Origin of the sequence: Limnospira sp. PMC 289.06 (assembly GCF_032350395.1) — a bacterium.
In the GTDB taxonomy this organism is placed as follows: domain Bacteria; phylum Cyanobacteriota; class Cyanobacteriia; order Cyanobacteriales; family Microcoleaceae; genus Limnospira; species Limnospira platensis.
In genome coordinates this window covers 39,363-55,243 of sequence record NZ_JARPLC010000006.1, presented here as the reverse complement: position 1 = coordinate 55,243, position 15,881 = coordinate 39,363, and the positions used below count along the sequence as shown (strand labels likewise).

Annotated in this window: 11 protein-coding genes; 5 read left to right on the top strand and 6 right to left on the bottom strand. The window is 42.8% G+C overall.

All coding sequences use genetic code 11. The features are described from left to right. Positions 1-3,071: 3,071 nt before the first annotated feature. From P5674_RS02770 to P5674_RS02755, 4 genes are all read right to left on the bottom strand, one after another. On the bottom strand, positions 3,072-3,491 hold the full coding sequence (locus P5674_RS02770) for a hypothetical protein (RefSeq protein WP_006617204.1): 420 nt from the start codon (positions 3,489-3,491) through the stop codon (positions 3,072-3,074). 70 nt (positions 3,492-3,561) lie between these two features. Further along, positions 3,562-4,797, bottom strand: a complete 1,236-nt coding sequence (locus P5674_RS02765; protein WP_014274481.1) for a YncE family protein — start codon at positions 4,795-4,797, stop codon at positions 3,562-3,564. Positions 4,798-4,894: 97 nt separating this feature from the next. Next, entirely contained in the window at positions 4,895-6,460 is a 1,566-nt protein-coding gene (locus tag P5674_RS02760) for a peptidoglycan-binding protein (RefSeq protein WP_315669780.1), read from the bottom strand. 214 nt (positions 6,461-6,674) lie between these two features. Further along, positions 6,675-7,928, bottom strand: a complete 1,254-nt coding sequence (locus tag P5674_RS02755; protein ID WP_006617280.1) for an FAD/NAD(P)-binding protein — start codon at positions 7,926-7,928, stop codon at positions 6,675-6,677. Between P5674_RS02755 and P5674_RS02750 the strand changes: the two genes are divergently transcribed. From P5674_RS02750 to P5674_RS02730, 5 genes are all read left to right on the top strand, one after another. Beyond that, on the top strand, positions 7,900-8,784 hold the full coding sequence (locus P5674_RS02750) for a GTP-binding protein (protein ID WP_006617281.1): 885 nt from the start codon (positions 7,900-7,902) through the stop codon (positions 8,782-8,784). The genes P5674_RS02755 and P5674_RS02750 overlap by 29 nt on opposite strands. Then, on the top strand, positions 8,781-9,599 hold the full coding sequence (locus P5674_RS02745) for a metallophosphoesterase family protein (protein WP_014274483.1): 819 nt from the start codon (positions 8,781-8,783) through the stop codon (positions 9,597-9,599). The genes P5674_RS02750 and P5674_RS02745 overlap by 4 nt, the downstream gene beginning before the upstream one ends. A 117-nt stretch (positions 9,600-9,716) precedes the next feature. Then, a complete protein-coding gene (folE, locus tag P5674_RS02740; protein WP_006617283.1) occupies positions 9,717-10,364 on the top strand; it encodes a GTP cyclohydrolase I FolE in 648 nt (215 codons plus the stop codon). A gap of 103 nt (positions 10,365-10,467) precedes the next feature. After that, complete coding sequence (locus P5674_RS02735; protein ID WP_006617284.1) at positions 10,468-11,172, top strand: hypothetical protein; 705 nt, start codon at positions 10,468-10,470, stop codon at positions 11,170-11,172. 54 nt (positions 11,173-11,226) lie between these two features. Then, positions 11,227-12,261, top strand: coding sequence for a CobW family GTP-binding protein (locus P5674_RS02730; RefSeq protein WP_035736279.1), 1,035 nt, complete (start codon positions 11,227-11,229; stop codon positions 12,259-12,261). An 83-nt stretch (positions 12,262-12,344) separates the two neighbouring features. Here P5674_RS02730 and P5674_RS02725 read toward each other — a convergent pair whose 3' ends face one another. Then, positions 12,345-14,549: a pentapeptide repeat-containing protein gene (locus P5674_RS02725; protein ID WP_006617286.1), complete on the bottom strand. Its 2,205-nt coding sequence runs from the start codon at positions 14,547-14,549 to the stop codon at positions 12,345-12,347. Between the two features lie 9 nt (positions 14,550-14,558). Next, complete coding sequence (locus P5674_RS02720) at positions 14,559-15,590, bottom strand: zinc-dependent alcohol dehydrogenase family protein (RefSeq protein WP_014274485.1); 1,032 nt, start codon at positions 15,588-15,590, stop codon at positions 14,559-14,561. Positions 15,591-15,881 lie beyond the last annotated feature (291 nt).

Below are 15,881 nucleotides of genomic sequence, written 5' to 3'. Positions count from 1 at the left end.
GATGATGATTCCGACGACAGTCCAGAGTTTGCAGCCGAGGACGTTCTGGCTTACATCGAACAGTTGATGGTCAATGTCGAGACCGTTACCCAAATGGAAGAAATCGATATCGAGTTTGTCACCTATCAGGTTGGGGAACTGTTCCAGGCTTCTGTTTTCAGCCTCGAAGATGTCAATACGATCTTAGAGACTGAATATGAATCTGTGGATGAGTTAACCACTGAAGACATCACGACTTTGGCGTTTAGCGTTGAATTCCAAGAGGTTCTAGGTGAGGATTTCGAGATTGAACTGGTACAGTCTGAAGTTAACTACAGCTATCTGCGAGCCTCTCAAGCTGAAGCGATCGCTGCTTTATTTAGCACAGAAGAAAATCCGATTACCGTTGAGGATGTCCTACGCGGTGAAATCGAACCTTTGACAGATGCTGAGATTTTGGCAGCCTTTGAGGAGAATTTCTTAACTGCTGATGTCGGATTTATTCGCTATCAAGTTGAGCAACTTCTGGCGGAGACAACCATTACCATTGAACAGGTTAATGAGAGCCTCTCCCTTGAGGAGTCCGTAGAAGCCATTGTAGAGCTTAATGATGCTCAAATCATCAATTTGGTCTACAACCAAGAATTCCAGGCCTTGCTGATGGAAGCAGAGCAGACTATAGAGCTATCTGCTATCAACTACGAGGCATTCATTGAGGCGAATGCAGAAACCTTAATCGCACAGTTTGAGGTGGATGATGTCACAGAGCTGACCTTAGAACAAGTTCATGGGTTCATGTTCAGTGGACAAGTCAGCATTCAGGGATTTGTCAACTTTGACTATCTCCGTGAGACTTTCATCAGTGCGATCGCATCCCAGGAACTGGCAGATAGCACAGTTCTTGACTGGTTTAACACTGATTTCTCATTGATTAACATCAACTTCCTGAATGCTCAATTCAACGGGTTTACAGCAGAAGTACAAACACAGTTGTTGGATTCTCTGGGTATTGAACTTAGCGAAGCCGAATCCCTCAGCCATCAGCAGCTCATCCAAATTTTCTACAGCAGTGAGTTCCAAGCCATTACGGGAATTGAAACCCTGCAAACACTAGCCTTTGATTGGCAAGGGTATGCACAAGCTAATGCCGAAGCCTTGGCTGATTTCTATCAAGCCTTCCTCGTGCCAGCTATCCCAGAAGGTCAGGCTCCTAATTCTGTAGTGGTTGAATTGTCTAATTTCACCGGAGAACAAGCACAGGTAACGGTGACATTAGAAGAAGTGGAAGGAGGCATTCAAGTCACAGTTGACAGTGTGGAACCCATCGCCGATATTAACGGTGTCTTCTTCGATATCGAAGATAGTAGCCTTCTCGATAGTCTGTCTGTAACTGGGGATGATGTCACCAATTCTAGCTTTAGTGGTGATGTCAAACGGGTAAGAAATACCTCTATTTCACCGCTGAAATTTGATGCGGGCGTGCAAATCGGCACTCCTGGTATTGGTCAGGATGATATTCAATCCACAGTGTTTGTGATTACTGCAGATGGCGAAGAATTGAGCCTAGATCAGTTTGTTGGTCAGGAATTTGGAGTTCGTCTAACCAGTGTACAGTCAGGGGGAAGTCGCAGTGCTAGCAGTAAGTTGCGCGGAACTGCAGAAGCTGTTTTTACCGCTGATGGTGATGATGTTGGTGTGATTGATGTTAGTTCCCTTTCTGCTGAACAGGTGTTAAACTTTGCCTTCGGGCAAGGATGGCAATCGGGAATTGACCCGACCGAGTTTGTGGAAGTTGATTTTCAACGACAACAGTTCGCCGTTGAAATCGCGCGAGCCTATAACATTGATGTTAGCGAAGTTGCCTCCCTGGAAAGCTCTTTGGTGCTGGATTATATCTATGGTGGTCTTTCGAGCCAAATTGACTTCGAGTTCTACCGCACTAAATATGCCGCTTCCTTGGAGTCTACCTTTGGAATGAGTGCTGAGAATCTGACCCGCGTACAAATTCTTGAACACGCCTATACGGTAGGTTTGGAACAAGGGTTTAATTTTGTCGCCATTGACTATAATGCGATCGCCGCTCAATATCCCCAAGTCTTTGCTGACTTCTTTGGTATCCCGGTTGAGGAAATTTTCAACCTGGATCTGTCAATTATCCAAAGTTTTGACTTGGGAATTGCCTCGGAACTTGGCATCGATATCACCCAATTTGTTGATATTGAATTCTTCCGCCAACAAGCCAGCCAACAAATTCTTCAGAACTATCGCATTGAAAATGTATTCCGCATTGATTCTCAACAACTGTTTGAGTTTAGTTTGCAAGGCAATTTCAGCACCGCACCGACTATCGATCTCAATTGGGCAATGACTCAATATGCTGATATCTTGGCTGAAAATCTCGCTGATTTTGATCAAGATGGCGATGGTAACATTGATAATTCCGAACTGTTCGATGCTTTGACCGGCCAACTGCTGGAAGCAGGTAACGAAACTTCTGATATCTACAGCTTTGAGCAATATTTCGAGTCGGAAGATGTGCAAGAACAGGTGGCTGAGTTCTTTGGTGTCGAATCCTTTGAGGATGTTACCTTTACTCAGCGCTTAGAGTATATGTTCGGCGCTGGTCTGCAAGCGGGAATTGACCCCTACAGTGAGGAGTTCCTAGAAGCTAATCCGCAAATGGCAATGGAGATTTACCTGGAAGAAAACTCTACGGCTTTGATTGAGTTTGCTGGAGTTCGGTCTATTAATCAGGTGACATTCTTGGATGTTTATAACTTCCAAGCCATCAATGAGATTAATGCTTTCTCTGGCATCAGTAGCATCGATGACATTGATGATATCGATGACATTGTCGATGACATTATCGATGATGGGGATGCCTTCTCTGTGTAAAATATCAGTTAAGTTTACCTTAAGATATAGGGAAACTTACTCGGACAATTAACAGCTAAATTAGAGTGAGGTTGATGATTCAATCTCACTCTTTTTTTGAGGGTATATCAGCGGCAACTTAGAAAGTTGATTGTCTCCTAATTAGCAGGGGGTAACGGCCGTTTAACTGACGGGAGAGAGAAAGTAATCATGAATCACTATTCAAGGGGATTTGAGATGACCTCTAAGCATTCATTAAACCATGCTTGCACATTTTCATTGATTTCTGAGGAATTAAAGGAGTGGGAAAAGGTGCTTAAATTTAGGGCTTCATCCGATACATTAGTCTCCCAACCTTCATCATGGTTGTTGACAATGACCGGGTAAGTATAGGTGATTTGTTGGATTTGGGTTTGCTGGGAATTAAAAACTCCTTCAAAACATGAACCAATATCGGAGTTTTGAATATAAACTAAACCCCGGACATGATTATTTTGGTAAGTTTCAAAGACAATATATTCCGCCCCAACTTGTGTAGGGGATGAAACTGTCCCGCGAAACTGTATTTCTGAGACCATAGAAACGGTTGCCACCCCAAGGGCGATCGCCATTTTGGGGATGACGGTCCAGACTTCCATAATTTAGTCCTGGCTGACAACACCTGATGACTACAAGAGATAAACCGCCAATTCCCGAAATCTTTATCTGTTAATCTTGAATAACTACTAAACTCCCCGTATAGCAAGCTACCCACACCTGTCGAGTTTTGGGGTCGTAAGTAATTCCTATGGGGTTCAAGCCTACGGTGATGGTATCCAGAATTTCCATATCCTCAGCTTGAACTTTACTGACGGTGTGGGAGTAATAGTTGACTACATACAGGAATTGATCATCATCTGATAAGACCATACTACGAGGGGCTGCACCTGTAAAAATTTTCCTGATAATTTCCCCGGTTTCTGTATCAATTTTGGCGACATGATCATCACCATTCAGGGTAACATATAAATATTTTCCGGTGGAATCTAAAACCAGGTGGCGAGGATATAAACCTACGTTATACATCCAATTTACTGAGTAGTCCTGTAGGTCGATTTTGGCGATATCGGAAGTTCCCATCACGGCTATATAAGCAGTTTGAGAATTAGGAGAGATGGCAATACCACGGGGGAATCTGCCTACAAATATCCTTTGTATTTCTTGATTAGTGTCGGTATCAATAACGCTAACATCTCCTGAACACCAGTTAGTTACTAACACATATTTACCATTAGGAGAAACCGCGATAAATTTGGGAACTGAACCTACTTTAATCGCTTTTTCAATGGTGAAATTCTCGGTATTAATCCCATAGATAAAACTAGGGTCGAATTGTTCTGATGGTAAACAGGTATCATAACCGGGATTATTAAACTCAGGACCATACATCCGATAATTGGAGATATAAGCAAATTTTCCATCTTTAGAAACGGCGGCTTCTACCGGAGAACCTTTATATTTTTCGGCGGGAAAATCTCGATGACCAAACTTAGACAAATTTACCTGATCATCAATTTTTTTAACCTGTTGGAATTGACGATTATAAACAGCAATTGAATGTTCATACATCATATTTTGTACGAAAAACAGTCCGGGGTCGGCATAAACAACCGACTTGGGGGTTAAATTATCACTTTTGATAGTCTTAATGATTTCAAATTGACCGGGTTCTGGAGGTAAAAAAGCGATGGTTTCCTCATATTCAGAGTTATCTAATGAGTTATGATTGCTTAATTTCTGCTGTAGAAAATCTATGCGATCGCCTAATTTGAAAATCTCAGAACCCGAGTCAGCGACCGCAAATCGAATCGCAGTTAAAGTCAAAACCACCATAGAAATCGATGCTATAATTAGGGTGCCAGATTTTTGCATCAACATCAAATGGAATTTATTAAATTTGTTCATAATCTCCTTACACCACAAAACGATTAATAAAAACTTACCCAGAAAAACTAGACAGCTAGGTTAATCATGGGTAAGTTAACTGAATCCGAATCTTATATTAATCTTGGAATACCATAACACTGCCAGAATAGCAAGCTACCCAAACCTGTCGCTTGTGGGGGTCGTAAGTCACACCAATGGGTCGATGGTTAGTGCGGACAGTATGAATGACCCTCATATCTTCTGTGCGGACTTTACTCATGCTATTAGAGTGATAATTAACCACATACAAAAATTGACCATCATCAGAAATTGCCATACTGCGGGGAGCGCTTCCTGTGCTAATTCGGCGGATGACTTTACCCGTTTCTAGGTTAATTTTTGCCACAGTCCCCTCACCATTAAGGGTAGTGTATAGGAATTTACCTTGAGGATCTATATTCAAATGTCGAGGGGAACGTCCTACATTATTAAGCCAGGTGAGGGAAAAATCATTCAGGTTAATTTTGGCGATTTGTGTGGAACCCATGACGGCTACATAAGCAAATTCTGAGTTAGAATCAACGGCAATTCCTCGCGGATAACGACCTATTTTGAGCCGTTTAATTTCCTGGTCGATTTGGGTATCAACAATACTTAAATCCCAACCACACCAATTGCTAACTAATACGAAACGACCATCAGGAGTAACTGTATTAAATTTCGGCACGGGTCCGACTTGAATTACTTGTTCTATGTTGAGGGTTTCGGTATTGATTTTGTACATAAAACTATCATCATGTCTCCCGGCTGGAGAACATCTATCATTACCGGGACGAGAAAAGCCGGAACCATACATTTGATAATTGGCAACGTAGGCGTATTTTCCATCAGGAGAAAAGGAGGCTTCTACGGGGGAACCTCTATGATTTCCGGTGAATTTCGAGAAGCCAAAATCTGAGAATTTGATGCTGTCGGGAATAGTCTTGACTAAATCAAAGTTGCGGTCATAGACGGTTATTGTGTGGCGATACATCATATTTTGGGCAAAAAATAAGCCTTGACCTGAATGCACAATTGATTTGGGTGCAATGGGGCCTGTAATGGTTTTAACATGGCTCATTTTTCCAGATGGGTCGCGGGGGGGTGCTTCGACAAAACTGGGATTTTTTAAGAGGGCGATCGCTGTCTGAAAGCCTTTTGGTAAATTATAGTTGATGTTGATAGCTGGGGGTTTGGCGGCTGGGGGTTTGGCGGCTGGGGGTTTGGCGGCTGGGGGTTTGGCGGCTGGGGGTTTGGCGGCTGGGGGCGGCGGCTGAGTTGCTGTGGGTTGAGGAGGGGGAGTAGTAGGGACTTCTGGGGTTTTTGGGGAGGGTGGAATTAGGGCTAAAGCCTGGCGAGTTTCTTGTCCGACAATGCCATCGGGTCTTAATCCGCGATCGCTTTGAAATTGTCTAACTGCTTGTTGAGTTATCGGACCAAAATTGCCTAAATTAGGATTATTAAAATATCCCAATTCTCGGAGTCTAATCTGTAATTCGGCTACGTCCTGACCTCGGCTACCACGCCTTAAAACTGGTGAGGTTGGATTTTGAGTAGGGGTGGCGCGGGCGACTATTTGAGTTTCTCGATTGGTGAGACTCTCAGCAGAGGCTACGGTCACTCCCGTTAATAATAAGGCGATCGCACAAGGGAGACCCAGCATCGACCTTCGGAGAAGGTTAACAGGTCGATAACCGCTAGAATATGATTTAGACTTGGTGATGCAACCGTGGTTATCCATAATCAATTAAGCATGGTTTTTCCCCGCTATCCTAGCGCATTTTGACCACTCAAAGATATGGCGCTACTGTGCCGATGAGTGGCCCTCTGAGAAACCCGGTTTCTGTGAAAATATCGGCATCCTCCCGGACATCTGGTTAAGAAACCCCATTTCTCAACCCCTCCGGAAACCCGGTAGTCAGACTAGGCTTAATAATAGCTTTAACTAGGCGATCGCCAGCCATTCTTCCCCCCGATAAATTCCGAGCCACCGGACCCAAAATCAAAGCCGCTAATCCCCCCATCACAAAGCATTGAGACCCAGGAAGCCGCAAATTACTATCTAGGACAGGTAAACCATTAATTATCTCCGTGGGATAAATTCGTAGCACATCAGCCAGTAAATTATCTTGGTGTGCATTAAATTGAGTTCCCGTACCCAACCAAATCCGATTAAACATTAGTGAAACTTCCCCATTAAGCCTCACTCGCCACTGTTCATCCTCCCAAAGCGCGCCGAGAATCTCAGTATTTTCTAAAATCCTCAATTTACCCTGACGCGCCGCCCGTCTTAACTGTAACATCAGCGCCGGAGTCACCGAACCCCCATCACGAGCCTGTTTAATCATTTCCCAACGACTATACCAACAGTCCTCGGCTTCAAAATCCTTGAGGTATTTTGGCCCTAACCAACCCGGTTCCGCATCAAATAACCTCTCGCGCAACTGTCGCCGCACTACTAATGTCACCATAGCGCCTCGTTTGAGCGCCCCCATAGCCAAATGAGCGCTGGTTAAACCCCCTCCCACTATTACAATATCTTCTCCAGACAGAGCCTTAATTAACCGCAAATCAAGCTGTTGAGAATGACAAAGGCTACTGGGAGGATAGGGGGTCCTGATTTCTTCTACCCACTGGGGAATATTGGGAACCGCCGCCCCCGTTGCTAATACTACCCGGCGCGCAATTAAGGAACTACCATCAGTTAAAACTATCTGAAATCTGGGCTTTTGGGACCATTGAATGGGTAGCACTTGGCTGACTTTTCCCGGATATACCCGGTCTGTTAACTCCCATTTTTTCACTACCTCACCACAGAAATCCTCAAATAGCTGGGTTCCTGGTAGGTCGTAGGGGGGGAACAATTCCATGGACCTATTCTCAGCAAATCGTCTGAGGCTATAGGGGTCGGGGTCGGGGTGATGAACTGCTGGCGATCGCAAATGGGGGATTTCCTGGGCCCTAAATTGATGTCGCCATTGTTCTAACCAAGTCCCGCTGGGGTCTAAGACGATAAATCGATTTCTGAATTTTTGGCGTTTCTGCAATATATGGGTAACTAACGTCAGGGCTTGGGGACCGGAGCCCACAATCGCTAGGTCAATGAAACTCGGTAAAGGGCGATCGAACATATTTTTGGGAATTTTCTCGAATCCTGTGTTATGTTACTATGATAATGATTATCATTATTGTTATCCCATGATTTTTGCGATCGCAGGTCCCCCCGGTGCTGGGAAAACCTACTGGATTCGAGAACAGATAGCCCAAAACCCCCAACCACAGTGCTATTTCACCCCAGAGATTAATGGGGTGTGCATTGATCAAACCTGTTTAGCCACAGAATTTCCGAATCTGCACATCCTATCTCGTGGTCAAGAAACCGAACTATTAACTTTAATTGAATCCGGGGTTAATGTTTATATTGAATTGCCTTGTTATTGGGAACTATCCAACTTTGAACCCTTGTTAAATAACCTCGATTGTCAACGGATTGCTGTCCTGTCTAAATCCCTGAAAAATTCCGAGTTTGAGCATTGGTCAGACCAAATAATTGACCGTAATTCAGATGTAGCCCCCAGCCAAGAATTGTGGCAGAGTATATCTGATGATGTGCAAATTCATCAAGGGTTACTATCCGGCGAAATTATCGATTGGGCGAGTTTGACCGTGTTTTGGTTTGAACTCATTCATGGAGCATACGGTCAGGTAATTAGGGCTAAAGGAATTTTTGATATTGTTAGCGGTGAGTCAATTTATGGAGATTTTGTCTTTGGTACAGCCAATCGGGAGTTTGTCGCCCTTGATTTACCTATCCACACTTCCGGGAGACCTGACCGATTTAGTGGCTTTGAAATTATCGGTCAAGGCTTAGATAAACAGGGGATATCACAAACTCTCAAAGATTGCTGTTTACCAGAATCTCATATTCACTATTATCAGCAACAAATGCAAGAGTCATTAGCTAGGGAACCGGAGGTTTTAGTATGAAAATTGCCGTCATGTCTTGTATTCATGGTAATTATGAAGCCTTGGATACAGTTTTGTTAGATATCGATAAACAAAAAGCTGAACAAATTTATTGTTTGGGAGATTTGGTCGGTTATGGTCCTTTTCCTCATGGGGTAGTTGAGCAAATTCGCTCCTTAGATATTCCCACCGTTCAAGGATGTTGGGATGAGGATATTGTGGAGGGATTAAATGCTTGTGAATGCAGTTATCCATCCCTATTAGCTGAACAAAGGGGGCGCTTGGCTCATGAGTGGACTAATAACAATGTCTACCCAGAAACCAGGGAATTTTTGGCTCAATTACCTTTGAGTTTGAAGAAGGATAATCTCTGTTTTGTTCATGGGTCTCCCCATAGCAACCATGAGTATTTGATGCCCAATATGGATGCTTTTACCGTGTTAGAAAGAGTTTTGTCTACTGATGCTGATGTGCTTTTTTGTGGACATACCCATGTTCCCTATATCCGACAGCTAGAAGCGGGTCAACTACAGGTTAAAATCCGCCATATAAGTGGGGGTGAGAATCAACAGGATTGCAGTTTTCAGACTCCCTTAAAACGGGTTATTAATGTGGGTTCTGTCGGGGAACCTCGCCACGGTCGCCCTAATGCTACCTATGTGATTTATGATACCGATACCCAAGAGGTTACTCTCCGAGAGGTTGAGTATGATTATCGCAAAACTTGTGCCGCTATTATTGAGAAGGGTTTACCGCCTATTTTTGCTTGGCGTTTATCTCAGGGGTTGGAATATGCCGAAAAAGCTGATGACCCCACCCATGTTTGTCAACGTTAAATAAGTTTCCAAAAACCTGGCAACTTGGGCAAATATATGTTATAATAAAATTATTATTTTGCCCAATTGTCCGGGTAGATTAAGCCTGCCAATTGTAGTTTACTTTCACTCCAAAACATGACTTTAGCTAAGGAAATTCCGACCAGTCTTAATGGCAATTTACCAAATTTTAGCACCGAAGCAGCACCTGTAGTTTCTGAGGAAGAAATGCGTCAAGCTGTGCGGACTTTGCTGCTAGGGCTGGGAGAAAATCCCGACCGGGAAGGTTTGAAAGATACCCCTAAACGGGTGGTTAAAGCCTTAAAGTTTTTGACCTCTGGTTATCATCAGTCTCTGGATGAACTGCTAAATGGTGCGGTATTTCATGAGAATACTGATGAGATGGTTTTGGTGCGAGATATCGATATCTTTAGTTCTTGTGAACACCATATTTTGCCTATCTTAGGTCGCGCTCATGTGGCTTATATTCCTGATGGTAAAGTTATCGGATTATCTAAGGTGGCTCGTATCTGTGAAATGTATGGTAGAAGGCTACAGGTTCAAGAAAGATTGACTGCTCAAATTGCGGATGCTTTACAGGGTTTACTCAAGCCGAAAGGGGTGGCTGTTGTTGTGGAAGCAAGCCATATGTGTATGGTCATGCGCGGTGTACAAAAGGTGGGTTCTTGGACTTCTACCAGTGCGGTGCGGGGGGTGTTTTCTGAGGATGCGAAAACTCGCCAGGAATTTATGTCTTTGATTCGCCATACCCCGAATTTTAGCTAGTTTTTGGGGATTTTATCCTCGCCATTTGGCGATCGCAATAGTTGGGTTGGGTTTGCGCCTAACTCAACACCTTATTTTACTTTTAAGTTATGGTTAACTAGAAATGTGGGCTATTTTAAGCGGTATTGAAGGAAATTTGGTGGCTTATCAAGCAGTTGTTAAGGATATCATTAAACGCCAAGTTGAGATTGAACAGTTTTATATTTTGGGGGATTTGGTGGGTCCTAATCCTAACAGTGAATTGCTGGTTGAGATGGTCAGAAATTCCGATGAGTTGGGAGAAATTCAACCCCAAGTTTGTCTGGGGTGGTGGGAGGAACAGTGTTTTAATTTGTATGGTTTGGGGACTAATGTACAGGGTGATGAATTGCTGAACAAATATGGGGGAGATACGGTTAAGTTATTGTGGAAATCGGTTTCTCGGAAAACGGTTGAATGGCTGCGAGAACAGAATTTTGGGTTTTTAGAATTGGACTGTTTGTTAATTCATGGAAGTAGTGTAGGGGTGAGTGATGAACTGACGGTTGATACCCCGGCTTGGAAAATGTTGGATCGCTTGCAAAGGGTTGGCGCAAATCAGTTGTTTTGTGGGCGGTCTGGTCAGGTTTTTGAGTATGAATTGACGACGGGTTCGGTGGCTTCTACGGTTCTAACTTTGGATGAACAACAACCTTCCCAAACTGTGGAATTGAAAAATAAAAAAGTTATCGGAGTGGGGGCGGTTGGTCGCGATTGGGGTACGGCTACCTATACTTTATATAATCCTTATTCTAATCAGGTTAAATTTTGCAAAGTTGACTATGATTAATCAGGGAATTACTATATAATTTAGTTGGGTATTTAATAGGAGTAATTGGAGATTATGACCGGAGCAACACAATCATCATCGGCTTTGATTCCAGATTTACCTAAGCGGGGAATGCCTGTGACAATTATTACGGGTTTTTTGGGGAGTGGTAAAACGACTTTACTTAATCAAATTCTGGAAAATAAGCATAATTTGAAAATTGCGGTTTTGGTTAATGAATTTGGGGATATTAATATTGATTCGCAGTTGCTTGTCTCCACTGATGATGATATGGTGGAGTTGAGCAATGGGTGCATTTGTTGCACGATTAACGAGGGGTTAGTTGATGCGGTTTATCGGGTTCTGGAAAGAAGCGATCGCATTGATTATATGGTGATTGAAACTACAGGGGTGGCTGACCCTCTGCCGATTATTTTAACGTTTTTAGGTACGGAATTAAGAGATTTAACTAACCTGGATTCTGTGATTGGTGTGGTGGACTCGGAAAGTTTTACGCCAGATCACTTTGACAGTGAAGCGGCTTTAAAACAAATCTCCTACAGTGATATGATTATCCTGAATAAAACTGACTTGGCGACTGCTGAGAAGCTGCAAGAATTGGAGGCTTATATTAGCACCGTTAAACGGGGTGCAAGAATTATTAGAAGTGAATATGGTAGGGTTCCATTACCGTTAATTTTGGATGTGGGTTTAACGCCTACTGAAGAGTATCAAGACCACGACCACGACCACGACCACGACCACGACCACGACCACGACCACGACCACGACCACCATCATCATCATCACCATTCCGATCATTTAGCAAATGATGGTTTTGTGTCTATTGCATTTGAAAGCGATCGCCCTTTTGATGTCAAGAAATTCGAGCAATTTTTAACTGAAAAAATGCCAACTGGAGTATTTCGGGCTAAAGGGATTCTCTGGTTTAGCGAGAGTGAAATACCCTATATTTTTCAACTCAGCGGTCCCCGGTATGATATTCAACTAGGGGAAACTTTGAGAAAATCTAAAAACCAGGTGGTTTTTATTGGTCGTCATCTCAATAGCGAGGAAATTAAGCAGCAGTTAAATAGTTGCTTAGTCTGACCTAATTAGGGGGTGGTTTAGTCAGGTTAACGGAATTAATCACTGAATTAATCACTGAGAGTATAACCCCCCCTAGCAGATAATTATTTTAAATAAATTAATAGGTTTAACCCGGGGATGGTGCGAGAAAGGGTCCATAATAGCAGAATCAAATAGAGGACTCCTAAACTCCACTGATACCAAACTAAAGTGGTGACTAAACCGGGGATAAATTCATCACGCATTCGCAGGTCATTAAAGCCAAATTTGAGCAAATTATTCAAACTGAAATCATAGTAATTTAACCAATTCCAACGCCGATCCCATAAAATCGGTAAATACCTTTCACGGAAGAGAGGATAACGCGGCATTATGGGAAGACGACCAATCATTAATCGTAACTGTCGCAGGCTACCATCTTCTGTCAAATAGGAGGTATTCAATAAATTATGATAGCGTCCGCGCCGATAAATAATGCCTAAAATTAGACCCGGAATAGGAAGGAGAAACACACCTAAACAGAGGAGGGTAAGTCCTGGTTGAGTAGAAGCGGAGAAAATTTCTAATAAACCGATCGCCGTAAATATAGCATAACTTCCCAACATCCAAGTAGTTTCTAAAGCGGTGGGAAGAATGGGAGATGGTCGCCAGCGTCTGACCCTATCTACCAGCCAAAACAATAAGCCAAAATAGGCGATCGCCACTATTCCCACCCCAAAAATCAGGGGGAAATTCGTCCCATATCCAGTTAACAATAGCAAAATTTCCAACTGTAACCATTGTTGGATAGTTAACAGTTTTTCGACCCCATATTTGAGATGAGTTATCCTCAAAAAACGCTGCCAACAACTACTATAGTTATCAGCTATAGTCGCTTCTTTACTATTAGCGATCGCTCGATTATATACCTTAATATAAGTCGCTAAATTAATATCTTCCAGCCTGAGAATTTCCACCAAATTCCGAAAAGGTTGTTCTTCCCTAACTCGGACAATAGTTTCCGCCTGTTTTGGTTCAAAACCAATAGCCACCAACCGGGAAGCGGAAGCGGTGTTAATATTCACCCCAAAAATCCGTCCCCACAAAGTATTTAATCGTAATTTAGCCCGCAAAAACTCGATATAATTAGCATCAACAATTTGTTCTTGTTCCCGAAAATTTCTAATCAACTTTCGCAGTAAATTCTCATTCCCCTGAAGAGTTGGAACAGTTATAAATTGACCAATTATTCCGGGATCTCCCATGATTTGAGCAGATTTAGAGTCAAACATAAAATGGTCAATATTCAACATTTTACCCTTATTAAAACCCACATCACTAAAATCCATTAATCCCTCAATACTGGCTTCTCGGAGATTCAAGTTTTCACTAAAGCGAGTATCTCTAAAATCCATAGAACCGGAAAATCGAGACTGATTAAAACTCACCGAGGCATTAAATATAGACTTAGTAAAACTCCCCCTATCCGACCACCAAGACTCACTAAAATCTGTGCTTTCATCCCAAACCGTTTTGTCAAAATCCGCCGCCCCATGAAATCGTACTTTGGAAAAGTTACCCCCCTGAAAATGACTGCCTTGGAAGTCAGTTAATCCTTCAAAATCGGCTTGCTTAAATTGTGCAGATGTGATAAAATAGCTACGTTGAAAATTCACAGATTCTCGAAAACTAGCACCGCCAAAATTCGCCAACAAACTAAACCGACAATCAGACCAATTAGCAGTTTTCTGAAAATTAGCAGAACGACTATCAACCCCTTTGAGAAAAAACGTATTGTGAAAATCAACTTTTCCCTGAAATTGTGTTTCTTCTAATTTCAATCGTCCCCGCCATACGGTTAATTTAGGCAAAGAAGTTGACGAAGATTGAGGAGATTTAAAAATCGATAAATTGACTGATTTGGATTTGATTTGCTCGACTTCTTCCTGGGAAAATACAGATTTAATAGTTTCTTCAATTAGGGGAACTTTCACCCCCAAGTTACCCCCATTAAAATCTCCTTGAATTTGAGAATAACTCAAATCTAATCCCAGAGGTTTAGTTGACTGATTAAGTGTAGTTTGTAATAGTCGATAAAACTGATTCCTAAACTCAGCATTTTCGGGGCGTATATCAATAATTAAATGCTGTAAATTAATGACGGCGACTCCCTCAATATTGCTAGGATTATTTAACCTTTCCTGAAGCAATTCTAAGGTCAATAAAGTGGGTTCTGGTTGACCATTTGCCGCCTGAAGAACAGATAGGGATGAACACAGCATAAAAACAGTCAACAGCAGAACACACAGGGCAATTTTAATTAGCCTCATCAAAACCCACTAACCTTCAGCATTATCATCATCATCTTTATCATTGATAACTAAGGCTAGTTTCCCCTTCATTCCCCCAGCTTCCAATAACTGATGAGAAGCCGCCGCTTCCGCCAGGGGAAAAGTTTGGTTAAGGCAAATATTCAACTTATTCTCATCAATTAACCTGGCACACTGCTGTAAAATCTTAGTTTGGTCTAACTGGTCATCCTCGCGATTTTGCAGCATGGGAGTTAACATCAATTCCAAAGAAATCCGCAGATTTTTAGTTCGGGCATCTTTGAGATTACCTATGCTAAAATCAGGCTCTAATAAAGTGACAATATCTCCATAATTGCGGACTGTGTAAACAGTTTGAAAAAATGTTTCTTTCCCGACTGTATCAAAGGCTAAATCTACGCCTTCACCTTGAGTCCAATGCAGAATAGCCTGGACAAAATCTTCCTGTTTATAATTAATGACTAAATCAGCCCCTAACTCCTGAACAAAAGCGGCATTTTCGGTTGAACTAACGGTAGTGGCTACTTCTGCCCCTTGCAGTTTAGCTAGTTGAATAGCGACATGACCAACACCTCCAGCCCCAGCATGAATTAGCACCTGCTGTCCGGGTTGTAACCTGCCGCGATCGTATAAAGCCTCCCAAGCAGTAATTAATACTAAAGGTGCGGCGGCAGCCTCAGCAAAGCCAAGGGAAATAGGTTTCCGGGTGATAAATTTTTCTTCTACCACTGTTAACTCGGCATAATTTCCGGTCTGTGCGCCGAGTCCGCCATCACAAAAATAGACTTCATCACCAACGGCAAAATCTTCAACTTCGCTACCGACAGCTTCAACTACCCCCGCACCATCACAGCCTAAAATAGCGGGCATTTGGTCAGGATAAAATGTGCCCCGACTGCGGAGTTTGGTATCAATAGGATTAACTCCGGCTGCTTTGAGTCGGACTAAAACTTGGGTGGCTGTTTTGATTTGGGGGTCGGGGACTTCTTGGAGTTGCAAAACCTCGGGTTTTCCAACTTTGCTCATGACAATGGCTTTCATCTGCTTTAATTTACTATTAGTAAAATTTGTCCTGAGTCGGTGCGTCACATCATCACATTGGTGGTTTGACCAGGTAATGATCCGGTGTGACGCACCCTACTTTTTTGGCTGGTGCGTCACATCATCACATTGGTGGTTTGACCAGGTAATGATTCAGTGTGACGCACCCTACTTTTTTGGCTGGTGCGTCACGTCATCACATTGGTGGTTTGACCAGGTAATGATTCAGTGTGACACACCCTACTTTTTTGGCTGGTGCGTCACATCATCACATTGGTGGTTTGACCAGGT

Excerpts from the sequence above, each read along its gene's own strand:
- P5674_RS02770 (WP_006617204.1), bottom strand. The coding sequence starts at position 3,491 with ATGGAAGTCTGGACCGTCATCCCCAAAATGGCGATCGCCCTTGGGGTG.
- P5674_RS02765 (WP_014274481.1), bottom strand. The coding sequence starts at position 4,797 with ATGAACAAATTTAATAAATTCCATTTGATGTTGATGCAAAAATCTGGC.
- P5674_RS02760 (WP_315669780.1), bottom strand. The coding sequence starts at position 6,460 with ATGCTGGGTCTCCCTTGTGCGATCGCCTTATTATTAACGGGAGTGACC.
- P5674_RS02750 (WP_006617281.1), top strand. The coding sequence starts at position 7,900 with ATGAAACTCGGTAAAGGGCGATCGAACATATTTTTGGGAATTTTCTCG.
- P5674_RS02755 (WP_006617280.1), bottom strand. The coding sequence starts at position 7,928 with ATGTTCGATCGCCCTTTACCGAGTTTCATTGACCTAGCGATTGTGGGC.
- P5674_RS02745 (WP_014274483.1), top strand. The coding sequence starts at position 8,781 with ATGAAAATTGCCGTCATGTCTTGTATTCATGGTAATTATGAAGCCTTG.
- folE (WP_006617283.1), top strand. The coding sequence starts at position 9,717 with ATGACTTTAGCTAAGGAAATTCCGACCAGTCTTAATGGCAATTTACCA.
- P5674_RS02735 (WP_006617284.1), top strand. The coding sequence starts at position 10,468 with ATGTGGGCTATTTTAAGCGGTATTGAAGGAAATTTGGTGGCTTATCAA.
- P5674_RS02730 (WP_035736279.1), top strand. The coding sequence starts at position 11,227 with ATGACCGGAGCAACACAATCATCATCGGCTTTGATTCCAGATTTACCT.
- P5674_RS02725 (WP_006617286.1), bottom strand. The coding sequence starts at position 14,549 with ATGAGGCTAATTAAAATTGCCCTGTGTGTTCTGCTGTTGACTGTTTTT.
- P5674_RS02720 (WP_014274485.1), bottom strand. The coding sequence starts at position 15,590 with ATGAAAGCCATTGTCATGAGCAAAGTTGGAAAACCCGAGGTTTTGCAA.